A 20399-nucleotide genomic window follows, 5' to 3' on the forward strand; every position below is an offset into this window, starting at 1 on the left:
TGCGCCGCCAGGGACTCGAACCCCGGACCCGCTGATTAAGAGTCAGCTGCTCTAACCAACTGAGCTAGCGGCGCCTGCTGACGTCGTAGACCTTAGCACCCTGGTCGGCGGGAGGAAAAATCGATATCCGCACCGCCGAACGGGCCGCCCGGACGGCCGCCCACAGCAGTACCTCGGGGCCGGGCAGCCAGGGCTGACGGGTGTCGGGGGCGACGAGCCAGCGGGCGCCGGAGCGGTCGGGGGAGGTGTCGTCCGCCGGTGCCGGGACGGTCACCGCGTCGCCCGTGCCGTGGCACAGCAGGGGTGGAACCCCGCCCGTGCGGCCGGGCTCCCGGCGGTCCCCGCCGCGCTTGCCCCACTCCTCCCACTCCAGCAGCACCGGCAGCCGCTGGGCCGTGCCGGGCGCGGAGAACAGCAGCATCCGGCCGCGGAACTCCGCGACCGGCCCCGAGCCGGGCCCGTCGTCCCACAGCCGGTCGAGCATCCGCCGCCCGAACATCGCGGGCGCGCTGACGACGTCGAAGACCGACCCGCAGGGCAGCACGACCGGTGCGTCCGGGCGCTCGTCCCAGAGGGCGAGCGTGCTTCGCGGATACGTTCCTGCCGAGGCGAGCCAGGCGGCCCCGTCCGGGGTGACATAGGAGGCGTTCCATGCGCTGCTCATGGCGTCCATATCTACCGGCCGTGAACGCGCGGTTCCCGAGGGTTGCGGGAAATCGGGACAGGAGGGGTGGGGAGGGGGTATCTTGCCCGCCTGGCATATGCCAGGTAGATCGAGAAGGTGCGGCTCTCCCGGTCTCACACCGGGTCGACGGACCCCCGGCCCTCGCCGCCGCCCCGCATCAGGTCCCGTCCGAACTCGACCATCTTCTTGGCGTAGTCCTCGGTCCACTCGGCCCGCTCCGCGATGTCCGCGGTCGTCAGCCGGTCGAACCGCCGCGGATCCGCCAGCTGCGCCGCCGCGATCGCCTGGAACTCCACCGCCCGGTCCGCCGCGGCCCGGAACGCCAGCGTCAGCTCCGTCGCGCGGGACAGCAGCGCGCGGGGATCGTCGATCGACTCGAGATCGAAGAAGTGCTCAGGGTCGGAGGCCGCCTCCGCGGGCTCGAAGAGCAGGGGCGCGGGGCGTAGCCGCGGTTCGTTCCGACGCGGCGTGGGCTCCGCCATGTCTACTCCTCCTCGTACGTCGCGCTGGCCCTCCCGGTGGAGCGGGCCACCGTCCATTGTCTCGCGGGCGCGCAAGTGGGCATCGCGGTAGTGGATACGGCTGCGACACCACCCGGCGTTCGTCACGGCCGCCACGCTGTGTTCACCGGCCGCCTCCGGCGGCGTGCCGGCCTGTGCCGGTGGAGGGTGGGGTGTTCGCTGGTGGGGGGATGGCCGTCACATCCGTGGCGTTCGTCACGGCTGCCACGGCACGCGATGTTCGGCCAGGTGCGCCAGGACCGCGTGATTCGCCTCCCACCCGTCCGGAAACTTCACCTCCGTCCCCAGCTGTACCGGCTCCGTCGACGGATAGGCGTCCAGCAGGTCGCCGACCCCCGCCCGGCAGACCACGACGCACGCGTGCCGGTGGCGGGAGGCCAGGACGCACAGGCGGCCCGTCTCCAGGTGGAAGGCCGTGGCGTCGGGGCGGCCGGAGAGGGGGTGCAGGACCACCGTGACGTCGTACTCGCGGCCCTGGAGCCGGTTCGCCGTGTCCACGACCACGTCGGTGACGCCGAGGCCGGCCAGGGCCGCGCGCACCGCCGCCGCCTGGTCCCGGTGTGCCGTGCCGACGGCGATCCGGTCCGCGGTCAGGGGAGAAGGGTCGGGTGAGCGCTCCGACGTCGCCGCGCCGCCCCGGTCCAGCAGGCGCCGTACGACCGTCGCCACCGCCCGGACCGCCTCCGGGTCCGTGCGCGGGGTGTGCCGGGCGGGCAGCTCCAGCAGGCCCCAGCCCGACTCGGCCGCCTCGTCGATCACCCGGTCGGGGCCCGAGCCGTCCGACGGCACGGCGAAGGAGAGACGGCGGTCGTCGTGGCCGGTGCCGCTGCGGAACGGCGTGTACGGGTAGAAGGCGTCCGAGACCAGCGGCGCCGCCGAGGCCGGAAGCCGCCAGGACACCGGCAGCCGGTGCTGGGGCAGGTCCGGGTTGTGCGCGAGCAGCGTCGTCACCGCCGAGGCCGACGGGTCGTACGTGAGGCCCGCCCACTGCTCGCCGCCCACGATCGCGAACGGGTCCAGCTGCCCCGGGTCGCCCACGAACAGCGCCCGCTCGAACAGCCCGGCCACGGCGAGCAGCGCGTCCGAGCGCATCTGGTACGCCTCGTCGACGATCGCGTACCGCCACGGCTCGTCGGCCTTCACATGCGCCCACTTCGCCGCCGTCGAGATCACCACGGCTAGCCCGGCGAGATCGGCCGCCTTCGCCGACTTGCGGACGTTCTCCAAGCCGTCGAGCGCCTTGTCGTACGGGTCGGCGTCGCTGCTGTGGAGCCGCCCCACCGGCAGCTCGGGGCTCTTCTCGGCGAGCCGCAGGACCAGGTCGTCGACCTGGGCGTTGGTCTGCGCCACCACCATCAGCGGATGGCCGGCCCCGGCCAGCTCCAGGGCCGCGCGGACCACGAGCGTGGACTTGCCGGCGCCGGGCGGCGAGTCGACGACGACACCGCGCGCGGTGCCGTGCAGCGTGTCGTGGAGGATCGCGTCGGTGGCCTGGGCCGCCGCGGCGGCGGGATCGAAGAGCGTCGTCACAGCAGGTCCTCCGCGGTCACCGGGTCGGCGGCCTCCAGGGTCGCCTCACCGGGCGGCCCACCGTGCGTCCAGGGCGTCTCCTCCGGGTCGGGCAGCTTCGCGCCGCCCCGCTGCTCGTGCTCGAAGAGCGTGAAGCAGACGCGGTCGCCCTTCTCCGGCACCGACCCCGGCTCGGGCTCCTTGCCGCGGCCCATCTTGTCGAGGATCCGCAGCACGACGTACGCGCCGTCCTCCTCGGCCCCGACGAACTCCGCCGACTGCGGCTTCCCGCCCAGCGACCGGTAGACCTTCGTCCGCTCCCCGAGATGCGGCCGGTCGTCCGTGCGCACGGTGACCAGGGGGCGCGGGCTGGGCCGCTTGCCCTCGCTGTACGCCATCACGACGTCCGTGACCTCACCCGCGAACGCCTCCCCGGACAGCCGCCGTCCCGCCATGACCAGCGGGTCGTCGAGGGCCTCCTGCGCCTCCAGCCGGGCCTGCTCGCGCTCGCGTGTGGCGAGCTTGTTGGCCGCCGTGACCGCGTCGTCGCGGCGCGGCTGCGGGGGCTCGCCGGCCAGGACGCGGTCGCGGTGGCCGGTGAAGGACCAGCGGTCGCGGGTCCAGCGCTCCTCGACATGCGCCCCCTCGGGCAGTTCCCGCAGCAGGTCCAGGCCCTGCCAGACCTTCTCCCAGGTGGGCAGGGTGCGGCTGAGCACCAGGTCCCGGATCTCCCGCTCGGCTGCGGTCAGCGCGCCGAGCCGGTCGTCGGCCTCCAGGCCGTCCTCGGCGGCGGCCAGGGCCGTGCGGGCACGGTCGTAGCGCTCGATGGCCGGGGCGAGCAGCTTGTTGTCGAACGCCGGGTCCGTGGCGGGACCGGCCGGGGGACACGTCAGCTGGCCCTGCGCGTCCCGCTCCAGCTCGGCCCGCAGCGCCGCCTCGGCGCCGGTCAGGCCCTCCGGCGGGTCGATCCAGGCGAGCAGCGCCCCCAGGTGCTGGTCCTCCAGCGTGGACTGCCCGGTCGCCCAGTGCCGGCCCAGTACGTCGGTCATGGCCAGCAGCAGGGAGGAGCCGGGCACCCGGGCCCGCTCCCCGAAGTGCGTCAGCCACCGCCCGAGCAGCGGCACCCGGGGCGGCGCCGGATACGGGGCCTCCGGCTCCTGCTCGGCCGTCCGCCGGAACCGCATGGAGCGCCCGAGCAGCCGCACCAGGTCGATGCCCCCGCGGCTCGGCACGATCAGCTGCGGCGCGTCCGCGCACAGGTCGACCTCGACCTTGACCCGCTTGCCGGTCTCCGGGTCGGTCTCGGTGCGCTCGGCGGCCTCCACGACCTCGGCGTACGCGTCGACGTACGGCAGCACCACGTCGGCCAGGTCCGCCAGGAACGCGAACCTGAGGTCCCGGTCGCGGGGCTGCGGGACGACCAGCAGCCGCGGCGCGTCCCGGTCGGTGCCGACCAGCGCGCCGAGCGGGGCGCCGGCCTCACCGGCGGTGGTGAGCGGCACGAACACCAGCGGACGGTCGGACAGGTGCCGGTGCCGGACGGTCGCGGCGGGCTGGGCACGGCCCGTGCTGACCGCTTCCAGCCGGGCCAGGGTGGAGATCAGCGACATGCCGCCTCCAGTGCCTCGGCGCGCAGGGCCGCCGCCCGCCTGAGGGCCGCCACCGCCGGATCATCGGGATCGCCCGCCTCGCCGCGGGCCGCCGCCAGGACGTCCTCCACGGTCGTCAGCCCGCCCAGCTCCGCCCGCACCGGCCGCCCGAGCGAGGTCACCGCACCCGCCTCGCGGGAGCGGCCCCGGCAGTGGAAGGCCAGCTCGCACGCGGACAGGCACTCCGGCGCGTACGTCGCCGGGACCGACTCGACGGCGGCCGTCAGCTCGTCGGCGGGCAGCTCGGGGGAGAAACACGTGCCCTCGGGGAGCGTCTCGGCGATGTCCTCGATGCGGGCCAGCCGGGTCAGCTGACGAGCCGTCACCGCACGCTGCTTGCGGATGTCCACGGCGGACGCGGCCGGCAGGTTGGAGAAGTCCCTGGGGCAGACGAGCAGGATCCGGTGCCGCACGCGCGGGGACGGGTCCAGCCGGGCCGCGAGTTCCTCCAGCGCCAGCACGTACACCGCCGCCTGCCGGGCCGCCGCCCCGACCTTCGCCGGGTCCGCCGAACCGTCCAGCAGCGGGAACGACTTGATCTCGACCACGGTCCAGCTGCCGCCCGGATGCACCACGACCGCGTCCGGCTCGAGGAACGCGGGGGAGCCCGCGACGTCCAGCGCGAGCATCGGATGATCGAGCAGCGTCCACGCGCCCGGGTGCGCGGCGGCCTCCCGCAGCTCCAGCGCCGTACGGGCCGTACGCCCCTCGGGGCCGGTCGCGGTCAGGTCGGGCACGCGCGCCTCGGCGGGCGGCTCCGCCGTCCGGTCCAGCTTCTCGTGCACCAGCCGCAGCAGCTCCGCGCCGCCGTCGGCCTTGACCCGCGCCTCGAACGCGTTGCCCCGCGTGAGCGCGAACTGGGACTGCCCGAAGGCCGAGGGCGAGCCCAGTGCGCTCGCCAGCGCCGCCTTGTTCACCCCGGCGCCGTCGAGGACCGCTCTGCGCGCGCAACCGGGGTTGGCGGCCAGCGCCGCCAACGCGCGCGCGTCCAGGGCCTTCGCCGGTACGTCGGGGCCGCGCAGCTCAGCGAGCCGGTGCCGGAGCGCCGTCCCCCGCGTCCTTGGGGGAGGCACTCGGCTCGGCTCCCGCTCCGAGCCGCGACTCGCGCTGCCGTGGAATTCGCTCACCCGCGGAAGTCTGGCATCCGGCACTGACAATCGGGGAACCCGCGGCGGGAGATGCCGCCGTGACCGGTGCGGCACGCGGCACGAAACGCGCCTTGACCCGGTCCGCCGCGCGCATCACGACCGGGGCGAGCAGCAGCCCGACGCCCATGACGGCGGCGCCCGCGACCGCGTCGAGGAAGTAGTGGTTGGCGGTGCCCATGACCACGATCGTCGTGATCAGCGGGTAGGCGACTCCCGCGATCTTCGCCGTGCGCGTACCGCCGTAGCGCCACAGCATCACTCCGCACCACAGGGCCCAGCCCACGTGCAGACTCGGCATCGCCGCGTACTGGTTGGTCATTCCGCCCATGCCGCGCGGGGCGCTCGCCGCGCCGCCCCACCAGCCGTACGAGCTGTACTGCGCCATCGTGTCCACGAAGCCGTGGCTCGCGTCGAGGAGCCGGGGCGGACAGGTCGGCATCAGTGTGAAACCGACCAGGCCTATGAGGGTGGACGTCATTAGCCAGGTGCGCGCGGCGCGGTAGCGCACCGCGTGGGAGCGGAAGAGCCACACGAGGATCGCCGGCGTGACCAGGTAGTGCAGCGACGCGTACCAGAAGTCCGCCGGTATGCCTATCCAGGCCTCGTGCGTGAAGAGGCGGTTGAGCGGGTGCTCGAAGTTGAGATACAGAGCCTTCTCGGCGCGCAGGAGCGCCAGGCCGTTGTCGACCGCACCGGAGACATCGCCCCGGGCGAGGAGCCGGCCCGCCGTGTAGCACGCGTACACCAGCAGGATCAGCGGCAGCTCCGTCCACCAGCGGAGCCGGGGCGCAGGGGCCGCCTCGGTGCCCGGTGTCTCGGTGTGCGGCATCCGATCGCCCTCCCCCTTCGTCGTCACGCGGCGCCCGGCCGGTAGGTCGTGCCACTTTACGGCGTACGTGCGCCCCCTGGGGGCGCCCTCCGGACCTCAAAGACGCAGAGATCGCCCCCCGGGTTGCCCGCGACCAGCGTGCGCGATGATGGTGGAGTTCCGCTCGCGTTTTTCTCCCGGAAAGGTCCCCCATGGCTCCGCGCATCCTGCTGGCCCGGCACGGACAGACCGAGTGGTCGCTGTCCGGCAAGCACACGGGCAGGACGGACGTGCCGCTGCTGGAGGAGGGCCGGCGCGGGGCCGAGCTGCTCGGGGAGCGCCTGCACCGGGCGCCGTACGACGGCCTGCCCGGCGTCGAGGTGCGCACCAGCCCGCTGGCCCGCGCGCGTGAGACGTGCGAACTGGCCGGCTTCGGCGACCGCGCGCGGACCTGGGACACGCTGCTGGAGTGGGACTACGGGGCGTACGAGGGCATGACCCCGGCGGACATCCAGGCCGTCCGGCCCGGCTGGCTCATCTGGCGCGACGGTGTCCCCGAGGGCGAGACCCTCGCCGAGATCACGGCCCGGGCGGACGAGGTGGTCTCCTGGGCGCGTGCCGAGGACCGGGACGTCCTGGTCTTCGCCCACGGGCACATCCTGCGCTCCATCGGGGCGCGGTGGCTGGGACTGCCGATCGACTTCGCGGCGCGGATACGCCTGAATCCGACGTCGCTGTCGGTGCTGGGGTGGGCCTACGGGGAGCCGGCGATCGAGAGTTGGAACGATCTCGGGCACCTGGCCGCCGTAGCCGCCTAGCCGCCTAGCCGCCTAGCCGCCTAGCCGCCTAGCCGCCTGGCCGCCGTGGGCCGCTTGGCGGCGGGCAGGGGTGCTGCCGGGGGCAGCGCGTCACACCGCCCTCGGCGTCGACGCATGCCTCTCCAGGAACGCCGACACCCCGGACGCCCGCCGGTGCGGCGAGAGCACCCGCGCCGTAGCCGCCAGCATCGTCTGGATCCGGGACGACTGGACCTCCTGCAGCAGATCCAGCACCCGCATCCCCGCCACGGCGGCCTCGTCCGGCCGCCCGCCCCGCGCGAGGTCGTCCGCCAGCTCCGCCGTGTACAGCGCGATGTTCCGTGTGAAGTGCGGATCCTGGAGCTCCGCCGCCCGCCGCGCGTGCCGGGCCGCCCGGGGCCAGTCGCCGAGCGTGGACCAGCACTGCGCCTCCAGGCCTTCCAGTTCGGCCTCTCCGTAGAAGCTCATCCACTCGGGGTCGTCGTCCGAGGGGCCCCGGTCGAAGAGGGCCTGCGCCCGGGCCAGTGCCTGCTCGCAGCCGACGCGGTCGGCGAGGCCCGCCCAGCCGCCCGCCTCGCGCAGCGCGAGCAGCGACATCAGCCGGGCCGAGCCGACGGGCCGGGCGACGCGCTGTGCGGCCTGGGCGGCCCGGACCGCCTCGCGCGGCCGGCCCGCGTCGCGCGCGAGGAAGGCCGTGTTGCAGAAGGCGTGCGCCTCCAGGCCCGGGTCGCCGGTCATCCGGGCGGTCGCCAGGGCCTCCGCGTAATGGGAGCGGGCGTCGTCGAAGCGTCCCGAGTCGTGGGCCAGCCAGCCCACGGAGATGGCGAGTTCACCGGCGCCCGAGTAGAGCCGGTCCGCCGTCGTCTGCCGGGTCGTACCGGCGTCCAGCAGGGCGTAGGCGGCACGCAGCGGGGCCGCCGCGCGGCGGTAGAGGCCGTCGGCCCCGTGCCGGTCGTCGAGCAGCCGGATGCGGCGGACGGCGTCTTCCAGAGCACCCGCGTCACTCGCCCCGGCACGGCGCACGGGGCGCTGTGCCGCCGCGGCGTCGAGGGCGAGGCCGACGGGCCCCAGCGAGGCGGCGGCCACCGTGGCGCCCCCGCCGGTCATGAATGCGCGACGTAGCACGTCGCTCTCCTCGTAGGTGTCGTGCGGGTGGTGCGGGTCGTACGGGTTCTGCGTTTCATACGGCTCGCACGCCCCGCTGGTCTCACTCGTGGCGTTCGCCGGGTTCGGGATGCACATCAGGGGCGCGTCCTCGGTATCGCGCGCCCGGCGTCCGCGTACCGATGAGCGGGGCGCGAACCCCAGGTCGGTGAGCGTGCGGCCAGGGAACATGTGCAGGAACACCCGTTCGTACGCGTAGTTGGGGCAGCGGATCTCGCCCGCCTCGACCCGGCCGATGTATCGCGCGTCACAGCAGACCTGCTCGCCGATCTCCAGGGCCGCCCGGCGGATCGCCGCGGCGAACTCGGCCGGCGAGCGCTGTCCACGCAGCTGCCGGAAGGCGAGGTTGGGCTGTGGCGGCCGGTTGGGTTGAGACGAGGTCACCATTGACGACGCCATGGCCGGGTCCTCTCGTGCGAACCGTCGAACCATGCCGGGTTCGGGGCGGGTTGTACGTGTTGTCCCGTATGGTCTGCCCCGTGTCCGGCGGGCAAGAACGTACCTGCTGTGCCGGAGTCCTCACGCTGGGTTTGGCTACAAACCGGATATCCCACCCGTGATCTGCCATGAAGTGCCATCCTTTGCGGCTGACTTGCGCCGTAGCCGTTGACGGTCTGCCGCGTTGAACCCTGTGGACCGGGAGGCCCCCGACTCCCGACCGCTCGTCCAAGCAGGGGTTCCGTGGTGGAGGCCGGGATGGAGACCAGCCAGATCAACGATCCTCGTACACCGCCGGGTACGCCGCCGAGCACTCCGTCGGCCGGCTGCGACGTCGTGACGGTGCCGGCGCGGCAGGGGCTGGAGGCGGTCGACATCCTGAGGCGCGGGGCCGGGGAAGCGGTCGGGCCCGTTCTGCACGACGACGGCGGTGACACGCTGGGCTTCCTGGTGCCGCCGGGGACGGCCGCGGCGTGGGACGTGCCGGGGAGCACCTGCACGGAGACCGACGGACGCGCACTGCCGGCCCCCGAACCTCCGGTGGAGGGCTCGGACTGGCTGCTGCCGCCCGGCGAGGCGGACCTCGCGACGGACCCGGTGGTGCTGCGCAAGGCCCTCGGGGAGGCGGCCCGGACGATCAAGGCGGCGGACAGCTGCCGCTAGACGCCGAGGTTCGGTGGGGGCGGTGAGTGCGGGAGCGGGCCGCCGAGGCGGCCAAGGAGGCGGGGTGGGCGGTGGCGCCCCGGGGAACCGTACGTCCTGCTTAACAGCCCGACCCCGATAATGACCCCATGGGAAAGTCCAGGAGCGGTCGGCGCAGGCAGGCCGGTGGGGAAGCCGTCGTCGAGAGTGTCGACGGCGGGCTCGCCGAGCTGATCCCCGACCGTGACCGGGCCCGTGCCTGGACCCTGGTGATCGACGGGGCCCCGCAGTCGCACGTCGACCTGGACGACCCGGCGTACCTCTCCTTCGAGTACCAGCGCCGGCTCGGACATGTCATCGACCTCGTCGCCCCGCCGGGCAGGCCCGTGCACGCCGTGCACCTCGGCGGAGGGGCGTTCACCCTCGCCCGGTACGTCGCCGCCACCCGGCCCCGCTCCACCCAGCAGGTCGTCGAACGGGACGCCGGCCTGGTCCGACTGGTCCGCCGCGAGCTGCCGTTGGACGCGAACGCGCGCATCAGGGTGCGGTCCGTCGACGCCCGTGAAGGGCTCGCCAAGGTTCCGGACGGCTGGGCCGACCTGGTCATCGCCGATGTGTTCAGCGGCGCCCGGACCCCGGCCCATCTGACCTCCACCGAGTTCCTCGACGACGTGCGCAGGGCCCTCAAGCCCGGCGGGATCTACGCCGCCAACCTCGCCGACGGGCCGCCGCTCGCCCATCTGCGCGGCCAGATCGCCACCGCCGCCGCCCGATTCGGACAGCTCGCGCTGGTCGCCGACCCGACGGTGCTGCGCGGCAAACGCTTCGGGAACGCCGTCCTGGTCGCCTCCGACCAGCCGCTGCCCGTCGCCGAACTGACCCGCCGCGCCGCCTCCGACCCGCATCCCGGCCGGGTCGAGCACGGCAGGACGCTCACCGACTTCACCGGCGGGGCCGCACCCGTCACGGACATCGCGGCCGTGGCGTCCCCCGCGCCGCCCGCTTCGGTGTTCCGGTGAGCCCCCGCGGAAGGCACCGGTACGGCGCGCACCCGTGCGGCACGCACCCGTCCGGCACTCAGTAGGTCCCGATCTCCACGCGCGGCGGCCCGTCGTGCCAGGTGCAGAACACCGACACCCGGTCCGCGCCCGAGGAGAACTCCACGCGGATCCACGACTCCGTCTTCCACACCTGCATCGACCAGCCCGCGCCAGGAGTGGCCGAGACGAGGGAGGCGGAGGTCCTGCCCAGGTCGAAGACCGCCCGGCCGCCCTCGGTGTCGTAGCTCTCGACCTCGCCGGTGGCCGTGGGGGAGGGACGGGGTGGTCGGGTGGGAGTGGGGCTCGGCTTTCCGGCCGTGGGCGGTGGCGGTGGACTCGGCGTCCGGCTCGGTCGCGGACCCGTCCGCTGCGACGGCGTGGCAGGCGGCTTCGACTCCAGTCCGGGCGCATCGGCGGCCTTGACGGGCAGGGCGCGCGGCGGGTCATAGGCCGTGCCCGCCATCACCGTGTGGACACCCCACCACGACAGCGTGACCGCCGCGCCCGTGGCGAGCAGCCATGCCAGTAGGTGGAGAAGTCCTCTGCGCATCGCCGGTCATACTGCCGCACTCGTCCCACGCGTTGCCCACAAACGGCAGTCACGCGCGGCCGGTTGTCCCCAGGCGCGGAGTTGTCCACAGGCCCGCACCCGGCTGTTCGAGATGGCGTACGGTGCGGCGCATGGCACGTGTGCTCGTGGTCGAGGACGACCAGTTCGTACGCTCGGCGCTCATCCGGCACCTGACCGACGCCTCGCACACCGTACGCAGCGTCGGGACGGCACTGGAGGCGCTGCGCGAGGTCGCCCATGTCCGCTTCGACGTGGTGATCCTGGACCTCGGACTGCCCGATCTCGACGGCTCCGAGGCCCTGAAGATGCTGCGCGGCATCACGGACGTGCCGGTGATCGTCGCCACGGCCCGGGACGACGAGGCGGAGATCGTCCGGCTGCTCAACGCCGGGGCGGACGACTACCTGACCAAGCCCTTCTCCGTCGAGCACCTGTCGGCCCGCATGGCGGCCGTGCTGCGCCGCGCCCGCTCCGGCTCGGGCGAGGGGGAGCCGTCCCCGGTGATCCGGGTGGGCGGCCTGACCGTCGATCCGCTGCGCCGCCAGGCCGAGCTGGACGGCGCGCGGCTCGACCTCACCCGCCGCGAGTTCGACCTGCTCGCCTTCCTGGCCCGCCGCCCCGGGGTCGTCGTCCCCCGCAAGGAACTGCTCGCCGAGGTGTGGCAGCAGTCGTACGGCGACGACCAGACCATCGACGTCCATCTGTCCTGGCTGCGCAGGAAACTGGGCGAGACGGCCGCCAGCCCCCGCTATCTGCACACCCTCAGGGGCGTCGGCGTGAAGCTCGAACCGCCGGGGGCGGAGGCGCCGCGATGAGGTGGGCGCTGGTCAAGGTGTCGCTGGCGGTGACCACCATGGTCGTGCTCGCCTTCGCGGTGCCGCTCGGACTCGTCATCGGCGAGATGGCCCGGGACCGCGCCTTCTCCAACGCCGAGCGGGAGGCCGCGGCCGTCGCCCCGGCGCTGTCCATCACCACCGACCGCGATCAGCTCGAACGGGTCGTGGCCTCCGCGGGCTCCGATGCCGGGATGGCCGTGCACATACCCGCGGGCGACGGCCAGGATGCCCTGGAGCTCGGGCGGCAGCGCGCGACGGACGAGGACATCGCCGCCGTGCGCAAGCTGGGCCGCGCCTCCACCACGGGCGTGGCCGGCGGTTCGACGCTGCTCCAGCCGGTCGCGCTCAGCACCGGCAAGATCGCGGTCGTCGAGGTGTACGTGCCGGAGGCCGAGGTCACCAACGGCGTGGGCACGGCCTGGGCGGTGCTCGCCGGGGTCGGTGTCGCGCTGGTCCTCGGCTCGGTCGCGGTCGCCGACCGGCTGGGCGTGCGGATGGTCCGGCCCGCCAAGCGCCTGGTGAAGGGGGCCCGCGACCTGGGGGAGGGCAGGCTCGGCGCCCGCGTGCCCGAGGAGGGCCCGACCGAACTGCGGCTCGCCGCGGTCGCGTTCAACTCGATGGCCGACCAGGTCGTCCATCTGCTGGCGAACGAACGGGAGCTGGCGGCCGACCTGTCCCACCGGCTGCGCACGCCCCTGACCGTGCTGCGGCTCAACGCCGCCTCGCTCGGCGAGGGACCGGCCGCCGAGCAGACCCGGACCGCGGTCGAGCAGTTGGAGCGCGAGGTCGACACCATCATCCGCACGGCCCGGGAGGCCAAGCCGCAGACGGCCGCGGCCGGCCCGGGCGCCGGGTGCGACGCCGCCGAGGTGGTCCGGGAGCGGATGGCCTTCTGGTCGGCGCTCGCGGAGGACGAGGGCCGCAAGTGGCGGGTGTCCGGGGCCGACCGGCCGGTGCGCATACCCGTGGCCCGCACCGACCTGGCCGCCGCGCTCGACGCGCTGCTGGGCAACGTCTTCCGGCACACCCCGGAGGGCACCGCCTTCGCGGTCGACGTGCACAACGGCGAGGACGCGGTGATCGTCCTCGTGTCCGACGCGGGCCCCGGCATACCCGACCCGGAGGCCGCCATGGCGCGGGGCCGCGGCTCCGGGACCGACGGCTCGACCGGGCTCGGTCTGGACATCGTGCGCCGGCTTGCGGAGTCGACCGGCGGGGACGCACGGATCGGTTCCTCGGTGCTCGGCGGGACCGAGGTGCGGATCTGGATCCAGCTGGACGACCGGGCGCCGGTGAGCCGCAGGGGCCACCGCGGGCCGGTGCGGCGCCGGCGGCGGGGCAGGCTGGTTGCCGCATACAACCGCTCCCGCTCTGTCTGACCTCTCCGCGGCCGGTCACGCTCACGGGTCGGTCACGTTTCGACAAATGAGGTCGACGGCTCTTGACGCATGACCGGACATACGGCTGTTATTGCGCCACCGTGTTCGGTCAAGTTGATTTCTGGTCGATTAAGACTGGATTTCACGCCACACCCTCGTGGCCGAACCATGCCCCCAGGAGCCGTTCATGCACGACCTCTCTCCTTCCGGACTCTCCCTCCCCGCTGCCAGCCGCCGCTCCGTCCTGCGCGGCATAGGCGGTGCGGCCCTGCTCGGCGCCGGCATACCCCTGCTGAGCGCCTGTGGCGGCAGCGGTGCGGCCGCCGACCCGAAGACGGTCAGCCTCGGCTCGAACTCCTCGGACGCGGTGCCGAAGAAGGCGTTCGCCGAGATCTACGCCGCCTTCACGAAGAAGTCCGGCATCAAGGTCGACGTGAACACCAAGGACCACAACACGTTCCAGGAGCAGATCAACTCCTACCTCCAGGGCACGCCCGACGACGTGTTCACCTGGTTCGCCGGGTACCGCATGCAGTTCTTCGCGTCGAAGAAGCTGGCCACCCCGATCGACGACGTGTGGCAGAAGATCGGCGGGAACTTCCCCGACGCGATGAAGAAGCTCAGCAAGGGCGAGGACGGCAAGTACTACTTCGTGCCGCTGTACACGTACCCGTGGGCGGTCTTCTACCGCAAGAGCGTCTTCGCCCAGCACGGCTACGAGGTCCCCACCAGCTGGGACGACTTCGTCGCCCTGTGCAAGCGGATGCAGAAGGACGGGCTGGTCCCGATCGCCTTCGGTGACAAGGACGCCTGGCCCGCGATGGGCACCTTCGACCAGATCAACTTCCGCACCAACGGCTACGACTTCCACGTCGAGCTGATGGCGGGCAAGGCCTCCTGGACCGACCCCAAGGTGCGCAAGGTCTTCGACCACTGGACGGAGATCCTCCCCTACCACCAGGACGGCGCGGTGGGTCGCACCTGGCAGGACGCGGCCCAGACCCTGGTGGCGAAGAAGGCCGGCATGTACCTGCTGGGCACCTTCGTCGGCCAGCAGTTCACGAACAAGGCCGACCTGGACGACCTCGACTTCTTCGCCTTCCCGGAGATCGACCCGCAGTTCGGCCAGGACACCGTCGAGGCCCCCACCGACGGCTTCATGCTCTCCAAGGCCCCGAAGAACCGCGACGGCGCCGCCAAGCTGCTGGAGTTCCTGGGCACCCCCGAGGCCGAGCAGATCTACCTCAAGGCCGACTCGAGCGTGGTGGCCGCCTCCACCAAGGCCGACACCGCCTCCTACACCGCGCTCCAGAAGAAGTCCTTCGAGATGATCTCCGGCGCGAAGAGCCTGACGCAGTTCATGGACCGCGACTCCCGCCCGGACTTCACCTCCACGGTGATGCAGCCCGCGCTCCAGAACTTCGTCCGCAACCCCAAGAACGTCGACAGCATCCTCGCGTCGATCGAGCGTCAGAAGAAGACGATCTTCGCGTCCTCATGAGCACCGACACCTCCACCGAGAACCCGGAGACGGCCCCCGCGCCGTCTCCGGGCGCCGCCCCCGCGAAGGGCTCGACGGGCCACCGCCGGCTGCTGACCCGCCGCGACCGCATCACGCTCGGCCTGATGGCGGGCGTGCCGACGATCCTGCACGTCGCCCTGGTGTGGCTGACGGCCCTCGCCTCCATCGCGCTGGCCTTCACCAGCTGGGACGGCATCGGCTTCGACTCCATCCACTGGGTCGGCCTGGAGAACTTCAGGCAGCTGTTCACCAGCAACCCGCAGTTCTGGCCCGCCGTCGAGCACAACGTCATCTGGTTCGTCGTCCTCATCCTGCTGCCCACCCCCTTCGGCCTGTTCCTGGCCGTGCAGCTGGACAAGAAGATCCGCTTCAGCCGCGTCTACCAGACCGCGTTCTTCCTGCCGGTGGTGGTGTCGCTGGCGGTCACCGGATTCGTCTGGCAGCTCGTCTACAACCCCGACACCGGCCTGATCAACAGCCTCATCGGGGCCAACAAGCCCGGCCACTACATCGACTGGATCGGCGACCCGGACCTCAACCTCTGGGCCGTCCTGGTCGCCGCCTCCTGGCGGCACGCCGGCTACATGATGATCCTCTACCTGGCCGGCCTGAAGGGCGTCGACCCCGCCCTGCGGGAGGCGTCCTCGCTGGACGGCGCCAACGAGTGGCAGACGTTCAAGAACGTCGTCTTCCCGACCCTGCGGCCCACCAACACCGTCGTCCTGGTCGTCACCATCATCGAGGCCCTGCGCGCCTTCGACCTGGTCTTCGTCTTCAACAAGGGCGCCCAGGGCACCGAACTGCTGTCGATCCTGGTGACCAACAACATCATCGGCGAGTCCAGCCGGATCGGATACGGCTCGGCGATCGCCGTCGTGCTGCTGGTGATCTCACTCGCGGTGATCATCCCGTACCTGATCGCCACCTTCCGGAAGGAGCGGCGCGCATGAGCACCGTCGCCGGCGCTCACAAGCAGCGCACCCCCATCCGCCCCGCCCGGATCCTGCTGCACACCTTTCTCGTCGTCACGGCGCTGGCCTGGCTGGCGCCCCTGCTGTGGGCCTTGCTCGCGGCGATGCGGCCGTACGCGGAGACCAGCGAGAAGGGCTATGTCTCCTGGCCCGACAGGCTGAACGTCGACAACTTCACGAACGCCTTCCAGCAGTCGGACATGCTGCACTACTTCGGCAACACGCTGATCGTCGCCGTGCCGGCCGTGCTGCTGACGCTGCTGCTGTCGTCGATGGTCGCCTTCTACGTCAGCCGCTTCGACTTCCGGGTCAACCTGTTCCTGCTGCTGGTCTTCACGGCGGGCAACCTGCTGCCGCAGCAGGTCATCATCACCCCGCTGTACCGCCTGTACCTGCTCATCGACCTGCCCGGCATCACCATGTCCGGCAAGCTCTACGACTCCGCGCTCGGCCTGGTCCTGATCCACGTGGCCTTCCAGTCCGGCTTCTGCGCGTTCGTGCTGAGCAACTACATGCGCTCGCTGCCACACGAACTGACCGAGGCCGCCCTGGTCGACGGCGCCTCCGTGTGGCGGCTGTACTGGCAGATCGTGCTGCCCCTGTGCAAGCCCGCGATGGCCGCCCTCGCCACCCTGCTGTCCATCTGGATCTACAACGACTTCTTCTGGGCCATCGTCCTGATCTCCACCGGCGAGAACATGCCCATCACGTCGGCGCTGAACAACCTCTCCGGCCAGTACTTCACCGACCCCAACCTGGTCGCGGCCGGAGCCCTGCTCACGGCCATCCCCACTCTCATCGTCTACTTCGTGCTCCAGCGCCAGTTCGTCAGCGGCCTGACCCTGGGCGCCAACAAGGGCTGACCCCTCCCGAAAGAGATCACCGTGCAGCACCCCTTCACGCCGCTGGCCTCCGTGCCCGTCGACCGCCGCCGCGCCCGCGTCCACGAGGAGGGCTGGCAGTCCTGGAGCCCCAGCGGCGCCTACGCCCTCGGCGCGGCGCCCCACCGTCCGGTCAACGCCAACTGGGCCACGGTCTGCTACCGGCCCGGCGTCACCGTCCCCGCCGGCGTCTTCCAGGGCGAGGGCCTGCTCGCGCTCGACCCCGGCGACGGCTCACCGGTCCGGCTGTGGGCGGCGGCCGAACCGACGCGCGAGGTGCCGTCGATCCGGCTCGCCGCACGGGGCGGGATCGCGGAGGTCGGTGCCGACGGCCCGGTGAAGGAGTGGACGGGCGACGACATCCAGTCCGTGCTGGGCGAGTGGGCCTCCGGTCTCGGCATCGCGGCCCCACGCCCGGCGCCCACCGTCTGGTGCTCCTGGTACGAGTACTTCACGGAGGTCACCGAGGACGACATCCACGAGAACCTCCGCGCGATGGACACCCTCGACCTGCCCGTCGACGTCGTCCAGATCGACGACGGCTACCAGCGGGCCCTCGGGGACTGGCTCACTCTCTCCGGACGCTTCCGCTCCCGTGCCGGAATCGCCGAGAAGATTCGCTCCCGCGGCCGCCGCGCCGGCATCTGGACGGCCCCCTTCCTCGTCGACCCGGCGAGCGACCTGGCCGCCGAGCACCCCGCCTGGCTGGTCCGCGACACCGCCGGCGGCTTCGCCCACGCCGGCCGCAACTGGGGCCACGACCTGCGCGTCCTGGACACCACCCACCCGGACGCGGCGGCGTACCTGACCGAGGTCTTCACCACCCTGCGCACGGAGGGCTACGACTACTTCAAGACGGACTTCCTCTACGCGGGCGCCCTGGACGGCATCCGCCACGCGGACGTCGACCCCCTCACGGCGTACCGCTCCGGCATCCGCCTGATCCGCGACGCGATCGGCCCGGACTCCTACCTCCTGGGCTGCGGCGCCCCGATGCTCCCCTCCATCGGCCTGTTCGACGCCATGCGCGTCAGCCCCGACACGGCCCCCCACCGCCGCCCCGAGGCCGACGACTACTCCCAGCCGGGCCAGGACCCGGCGGAGTTCACGGGCGCGAACCGCCAGTGGCAGCACGACCGCCTCTGGACCAACGACCCCGACTGCCTGATGGCCCGCCCGGCCGTCGAGACCCGTGAACAGTGGGCGGCACACGTGGAATCCACCGGAGGCCTGATGGCCTCCAGCGACCGCCTGCTGTCACTCGACGAGTGGGGCGTGACGACGACCCGCCGGCTGCTGACGCCACGCAGCGTCTCCTGACATGCCGGGGCGCGGCACTCCCCTATTGGTGCCGCGCCCCGTCCCCCCGCCTCCGCAGTGGCTACACGGCCTCCGGCAGCGTGCCCGTCCGGGCCGCTCGGGCGTACCAGTAGGCGCTGGACTTCGGGGTGCGTTCGAGCGTCGCGTAGTCCACGTACACCGCGCCGAAGCGCTTGCCGTAGCCGTACGACCACTCGAAGTTGTCCATCAGGGACCACAGGAAGTAGCCGCGGACGTCCGCGCCGTCGGCGATCGCGCGGCGGACCGCCGAGAGGTGGCCGTGCAGGTAGGCGACGCGCTCCGGGTCGTGCACCCGGCCGTCCGAGTCGATCTTGTCGTCGTAGGCCGCACCGTTCTCGGTGATGTACAGCGGCAGGCCCGGCGCCTCCCGGGTGTAGCGCATGATCAGCTCGTGCAGGCCGGTCGGGTCGATCGTCCAGCCCATCTCGGTGCGGTCGCCGGGCGTCTGGTGGAAGGCGACGTCCTCCGCGGCCGGCCAGGGCGAGTGCTCGCTGGAGCCGTGGCCGTCGGCGCGCGGTCCCTTGGCCGCCGGGTCGGCCGCCGAGACCAGCGCGGGCGTGTAGTAGTTGAGGCCCAGCGCGTCCAGCGGCTGGTTGATCAGCGCCAGGTCGCCGTCGAGGACGTGGTTCCAGTCCGTGAGCTCCGCCGTCGCCACGTACAGCGACTCCGGGTACGCGCCGTGCAGGATCGGGCCGTGGAAGACGCCGTTGGCCAGGTCGTCGATCTTCCGGGCCGCCGCCAGGTCCGCCGGGGTCTGCGAAAGCGGCCTGACGGCCGAGGAGTTGAGGCTGATCGCGACCGTGTTGCGGGCCGGCATCACCGACCGCAGGGCGGACGCGCCCAGCCCGTGCGCCAGGTTCAGATGGTGCGCGGCACGCAGCGAGGCCGCCGGATCCGTCCGGCCCGGGGCGTGCACCCCGGAGGCATAGCCCAGGAACGCGCTGCACCACGGCTCGTTGAGCGTCATCCACTGCTCGACCCGGTCGCCCAGCGCCTCGCCGACGATCTGCGCGTACTCCGCGAAACGGTACGCCGTGTCCCGCTCGGGCCAGCCGCCCGCGTCCTCCAGCTCCTGCGGCAGGTCCCAGTGGTAGAGCGTGACGGCCGGCTTGATGCCCTTGGACAACAGCTCGTCGACCAGCCGGCGGTAGAAGTCCAGGCCCTTCTGGACGGCCGGACCCCGCCCGGTCGGCTGCACCCGCGACCAGGAGACGGAGAAGCGGTAGGCGCCCAGGCCCAGCTCCGCCATCAGCGCCACGTCCTCGCGGTAGCGGTGGTAGTGGTCGACAGCGATGTCACCGGTGTCGCCACCGGCCGTCTTGCCCGGCGTATGGCTGAAGGTGTCCCAGATCGACGGCGTGCGGCCGTCCTCCCGCACCGCGCCCTCGATCTGGTACGCGGAGGTCGCCGCGCCCCAGAGGAAGGCGGGAGGGAAGGTCACCGCAGTGGCCGGGTTCTCGGAGTCAGGCATGGAAGCGCTCCCATTGGGGTCGTGGAGACCGACGGTGGAGGGGGGAGGGGGGAGGAAGGGGGAGAACAGGGGCCGGAGCAGCGTCGGCCCGGCCCCTGGGGAGGAGGGCGTCAGCCCTTGACGGCGCCCTGCATGATGCCGCCCACGATCTGCTTGCCGAAGATCGCGAAGACCAGCAGCAGCGGCAGCGTGCCGAGCAGCGCGCCCGCCATGATCAGGGACTGGTCGGGCGTGTAGCCGCGGCCCAGGCCCGCGACCGCGACCTGCACGGTCGGGTTGCCGGTCTGCGTCAGCACCAGGAACGGCCACAGGAAGTCGTTCCAGGTCTGCACGAACATCAGCATGCCCAGCACGGCCATCGCGGGCCGCGCGGTGGGGAACACCACGTGCCACACCACGCGCCAGCTGCTCGCCCCGTCGACCCGGGCGGCCTCGATGATCTCGTCCGGCAGCGCTTGGATCAGGTACTGCCGCATGAAGAACACACCGAACGCGCTCACCAGCGAGGGGAAGATCACCGCCTGCAACTGGTCGGTCCAGTCCAGCTTGGCGACCATCATGTACAGCGGGATCACGCTCAGCTGCGGCGGCACCATCATCGTGCCGATCACGATCAGCATCATCGCGTTGCGGCCCTTGAAGCGCAGCTTGGCGAAGGCGAACCCGGCGATCGTCGACAGGCAGACGATGGTCAGTGCCGAAATCCCCGCCACCAGCGTGGTGTTGAAGAACGCCTCGCCCAGGTTGGCGTCCTTCCAGGCGATCTCCAGGTTGTCGAAGAGGTTGGAGCCGAACCAGAACGGCGGCGGCGTCTGCGCCAGGCGCTGGTTGTCGCGCGAGGCGGCGATCGCCGTCCACACCAGCGGGAACAGCGAAACGATGGTGAACACGATGAGGATCGCGTACGCGATCGGACCGCCGTGCAGTTGCCCGCCGGCCCGCGCGGACTTCGGCAGGCGCGGACGCTTCGCCGCCTTGGCGGGCGTGGTCTCGGGGGGCGTCACAGTCGTCGTCACGGCCGGAACT

At 72.3% G+C, this 20399-nt stretch carries 19 protein-coding genes and 1 tRNA gene; 9 read left to right on the plus strand and 11 right to left on the minus strand.

The window, feature by feature from the left end:
• The 7 genes from AC07F0_RS11970 to AC07F0_RS12000 form a co-directional block, all read right to left on the minus strand.
• Positions 1-74, minus strand: a tRNA-Lys gene (locus AC07F0_RS11970).
• Positions 65-664 carry a bifunctional DNA primase/polymerase gene (locus AC07F0_RS11975; RefSeq protein ID WP_478977452.1) on the minus strand — a complete coding sequence of 200 codons (600 nt, stop codon included), beginning with the start codon at positions 662-664 and terminating at the stop codon, positions 65-67. Before AC07F0_RS11975 ends, AC07F0_RS11970 begins: the two co-directional genes overlap by 10 nt.
• Positions 665-798: 134 nt before the next feature.
• Complete coding sequence (locus tag AC07F0_RS11980) at positions 799-1167, minus strand: hypothetical protein (protein ID WP_467371463.1); 369 nt, start codon at positions 1165-1167, stop codon at positions 799-801.
• Positions 1168-1401: 234 nt separating this feature from the next.
• Positions 1402-2736, minus strand: coding sequence for an AAA domain-containing protein (locus tag AC07F0_RS11985; RefSeq protein WP_478977455.1), 1335 nt, complete (start codon positions 2734-2736; stop codon positions 1402-1404).
• The gene (locus AC07F0_RS11990; RefSeq protein WP_478977458.1) at positions 2733-4325 is read right to left on the minus strand and encodes a hypothetical protein; all 1593 of its coding nucleotides are present in this window, start codon (positions 4323-4325) and stop codon (positions 2733-2735) included. Before AC07F0_RS11990 ends, AC07F0_RS11985 begins: the two co-directional genes overlap by 4 nt.
• The gene (locus AC07F0_RS11995) at positions 4316-5437 is read right to left on the minus strand and encodes a hypothetical protein (protein ID WP_478977460.1); all 1122 of its coding nucleotides are present in this window, start codon (positions 5435-5437) and stop codon (positions 4316-4318) included. The genes AC07F0_RS11990 and AC07F0_RS11995 overlap by 10 nt, the downstream gene beginning before the upstream one ends.
• Positions 5388-6341 (minus strand): phosphatase PAP2 family protein, encoded by a 954-nt coding sequence (locus tag AC07F0_RS12000; protein WP_478977463.1) that lies wholly within the window; start codon positions 6339-6341, stop codon positions 5388-5390. The genes AC07F0_RS11995 and AC07F0_RS12000 overlap by 50 nt, the downstream gene beginning before the upstream one ends.
• Positions 6342-6532: 191 nt before the next feature.
• Here AC07F0_RS12000 and AC07F0_RS12005 point away from each other — a divergent pair, with 191 nt between their 5' ends.
• Complete coding sequence (locus tag AC07F0_RS12005; protein WP_478977466.1) at positions 6533-7138, plus strand: histidine phosphatase family protein; 606 nt, start codon at positions 6533-6535, stop codon at positions 7136-7138.
• A gap of 90 nt (positions 7139-7228) precedes the next feature.
• On the opposite strand, the gene AC07F0_RS12010 is transcribed toward AC07F0_RS12005, so the two are convergent.
• Positions 7229-8680, minus strand: a complete 1452-nt coding sequence (locus AC07F0_RS12010; protein WP_478977469.1) for a hypothetical protein — start codon at positions 8678-8680, stop codon at positions 7229-7231.
• 297 nt (positions 8681-8977) lie between these two features.
• On the opposite strand from AC07F0_RS12010, the gene AC07F0_RS12015 reads away from it, so the two are divergent.
• Positions 8978-9382, plus strand: a complete 405-nt coding sequence (locus AC07F0_RS12015; protein ID WP_478977472.1) for a hypothetical protein — start codon at positions 8978-8980, stop codon at positions 9380-9382.
• A gap of 128 nt (positions 9383-9510) precedes the next feature.
• Positions 9511-10380 (plus strand): spermidine synthase, encoded by an 870-nt coding sequence (locus AC07F0_RS12020; protein ID WP_478977475.1) that lies wholly within the window; start codon positions 9511-9513, stop codon positions 10378-10380.
• A 58-nt stretch (positions 10381-10438) separates the two neighbouring features.
• On the opposite strand, the gene AC07F0_RS12025 is transcribed toward AC07F0_RS12020, so the two are convergent.
• Entirely contained in the window at positions 10439-10951 is a 513-nt protein-coding gene (locus AC07F0_RS12025; RefSeq protein ID WP_478977478.1) for a hypothetical protein, read from the minus strand.
• 131 nt (positions 10952-11082) lie between these two features.
• Between AC07F0_RS12025 and AC07F0_RS12030 the strand changes: the two genes are divergently transcribed.
• From AC07F0_RS12030 to AC07F0_RS12055, 6 genes are all read left to right on the plus strand, one after another.
• Entirely contained in the window at positions 11083-11787 is a 705-nt protein-coding gene (locus AC07F0_RS12030) for a response regulator transcription factor (RefSeq protein WP_436729900.1), read from the plus strand.
• Complete coding sequence (locus AC07F0_RS12035) at positions 11784-13187, plus strand: sensor histidine kinase (protein WP_478977481.1); 1404 nt, start codon at positions 11784-11786, stop codon at positions 13185-13187. Before AC07F0_RS12030 ends, AC07F0_RS12035 begins: the two co-directional genes overlap by 4 nt.
• A gap of 187 nt (positions 13188-13374) precedes the next feature.
• A complete protein-coding gene (locus tag AC07F0_RS12040) occupies positions 13375-14688 on the plus strand; it encodes an ABC transporter substrate-binding protein (protein ID WP_478977484.1) in 1314 nt (437 codons plus the stop codon).
• Positions 14685-15659: a carbohydrate ABC transporter permease gene (locus tag AC07F0_RS12045; protein ID WP_478977487.1), complete on the plus strand. Its 975-nt coding sequence runs from the start codon at positions 14685-14687 to the stop codon at positions 15657-15659. The genes AC07F0_RS12040 and AC07F0_RS12045 overlap by 4 nt, the downstream gene beginning before the upstream one ends.
• Positions 15656-16543 (plus strand): carbohydrate ABC transporter permease, encoded by an 888-nt coding sequence (locus tag AC07F0_RS12050; RefSeq protein ID WP_478977490.1) that lies wholly within the window; start codon positions 15656-15658, stop codon positions 16541-16543. The genes AC07F0_RS12045 and AC07F0_RS12050 overlap by 4 nt, the downstream gene beginning before the upstream one ends.
• 21 nt (positions 16544-16564) lie before the next feature.
• Entirely contained in the window at positions 16565-17881 is a 1317-nt protein-coding gene (locus tag AC07F0_RS12055) for a glycoside hydrolase family 36 protein (RefSeq protein WP_478977493.1), read from the plus strand.
• Between the two features lie 61 nt (positions 17882-17942).
• Here AC07F0_RS12055 and AC07F0_RS12060 read toward each other — a convergent pair whose 3' ends face one another.
• Both AC07F0_RS12060 and AC07F0_RS12065 read right to left on the minus strand, forming a co-directional pair.
• A complete protein-coding gene (locus AC07F0_RS12060; protein WP_436729906.1) occupies positions 17943-19373 on the minus strand; it encodes a GH1 family beta-glucosidase in 1431 nt (476 codons plus the stop codon).
• Between the two features lie 110 nt (positions 19374-19483).
• Positions 19484-20389: a carbohydrate ABC transporter permease gene (locus AC07F0_RS12065; RefSeq protein WP_478977496.1), complete on the minus strand. Its 906-nt coding sequence runs from the start codon at positions 20387-20389 to the stop codon at positions 19484-19486.
• Between the last annotated feature and the right edge of the window lie 10 nt (positions 20390-20399).

The organism is Streptomyces sp. NPDC045955 (assembly GCF_056430805.1).

What these genes read in the sequence shown, in the direction of transcription:
- AC07F0_RS11975 (WP_478977452.1), bottom strand. Translation starts at nt 664, where the DNA reads ATGAGCAGCGCATGGAACGCCTCCTATGTCACCCCGGACGGGGCCGCC.
- AC07F0_RS11980 (WP_467371463.1), bottom strand. Translation starts at nt 1,167, where the DNA reads ATGGCGGAGCCCACGCCGCGTCGGAACGAACCGCGGCTACGCCCCGCG.
- AC07F0_RS11990 (WP_478977458.1), bottom strand. Translation starts at nt 4,325, where the DNA reads ATGTCGCTGATCTCCACCCTGGCCCGGCTGGAAGCGGTCAGCACGGGC.
- AC07F0_RS12000 (WP_478977463.1), bottom strand. Translation starts at nt 6,341, where the DNA reads ATGCCGCACACCGAGACACCGGGCACCGAGGCGGCCCCTGCGCCCCGG.
- AC07F0_RS12005 (WP_478977466.1), top strand. Translation starts at nt 6,533, where the DNA reads ATGGCTCCGCGCATCCTGCTGGCCCGGCACGGACAGACCGAGTGGTCG.
- AC07F0_RS12010 (WP_478977469.1), bottom strand. Translation starts at nt 8,680, where the DNA reads ATGGCGTCGTCAATGGTGACCTCGTCTCAACCCAACCGGCCGCCACAG.
- AC07F0_RS12015 (WP_478977472.1), top strand. Translation starts at nt 8,978, where the DNA reads ATGGAGACCAGCCAGATCAACGATCCTCGTACACCGCCGGGTACGCCG.
- AC07F0_RS12020 (WP_478977475.1), top strand. Translation starts at nt 9,511, where the DNA reads ATGGGAAAGTCCAGGAGCGGTCGGCGCAGGCAGGCCGGTGGGGAAGCC.
- AC07F0_RS12025 (WP_478977478.1), bottom strand. Translation starts at nt 10,951, where the DNA reads ATGCGCAGAGGACTTCTCCACCTACTGGCATGGCTGCTCGCCACGGGC.
- AC07F0_RS12030 (WP_436729900.1), top strand. Translation starts at nt 11,083, where the DNA reads ATGGCACGTGTGCTCGTGGTCGAGGACGACCAGTTCGTACGCTCGGCG.
- AC07F0_RS12035 (WP_478977481.1), top strand. Translation starts at nt 11,784, where the DNA reads ATGAGGTGGGCGCTGGTCAAGGTGTCGCTGGCGGTGACCACCATGGTC.
- AC07F0_RS12040 (WP_478977484.1), top strand. Translation starts at nt 13,375, where the DNA reads ATGCACGACCTCTCTCCTTCCGGACTCTCCCTCCCCGCTGCCAGCCGC.
- AC07F0_RS12045 (WP_478977487.1), top strand. Translation starts at nt 14,685, where the DNA reads ATGAGCACCGACACCTCCACCGAGAACCCGGAGACGGCCCCCGCGCCG.
- AC07F0_RS12050 (WP_478977490.1), top strand. Translation starts at nt 15,656, where the DNA reads ATGAGCACCGTCGCCGGCGCTCACAAGCAGCGCACCCCCATCCGCCCC.
- AC07F0_RS12060 (WP_436729906.1), bottom strand. Translation starts at nt 19,373, where the DNA reads ATGCCTGACTCCGAGAACCCGGCCACTGCGGTGACCTTCCCTCCCGCC.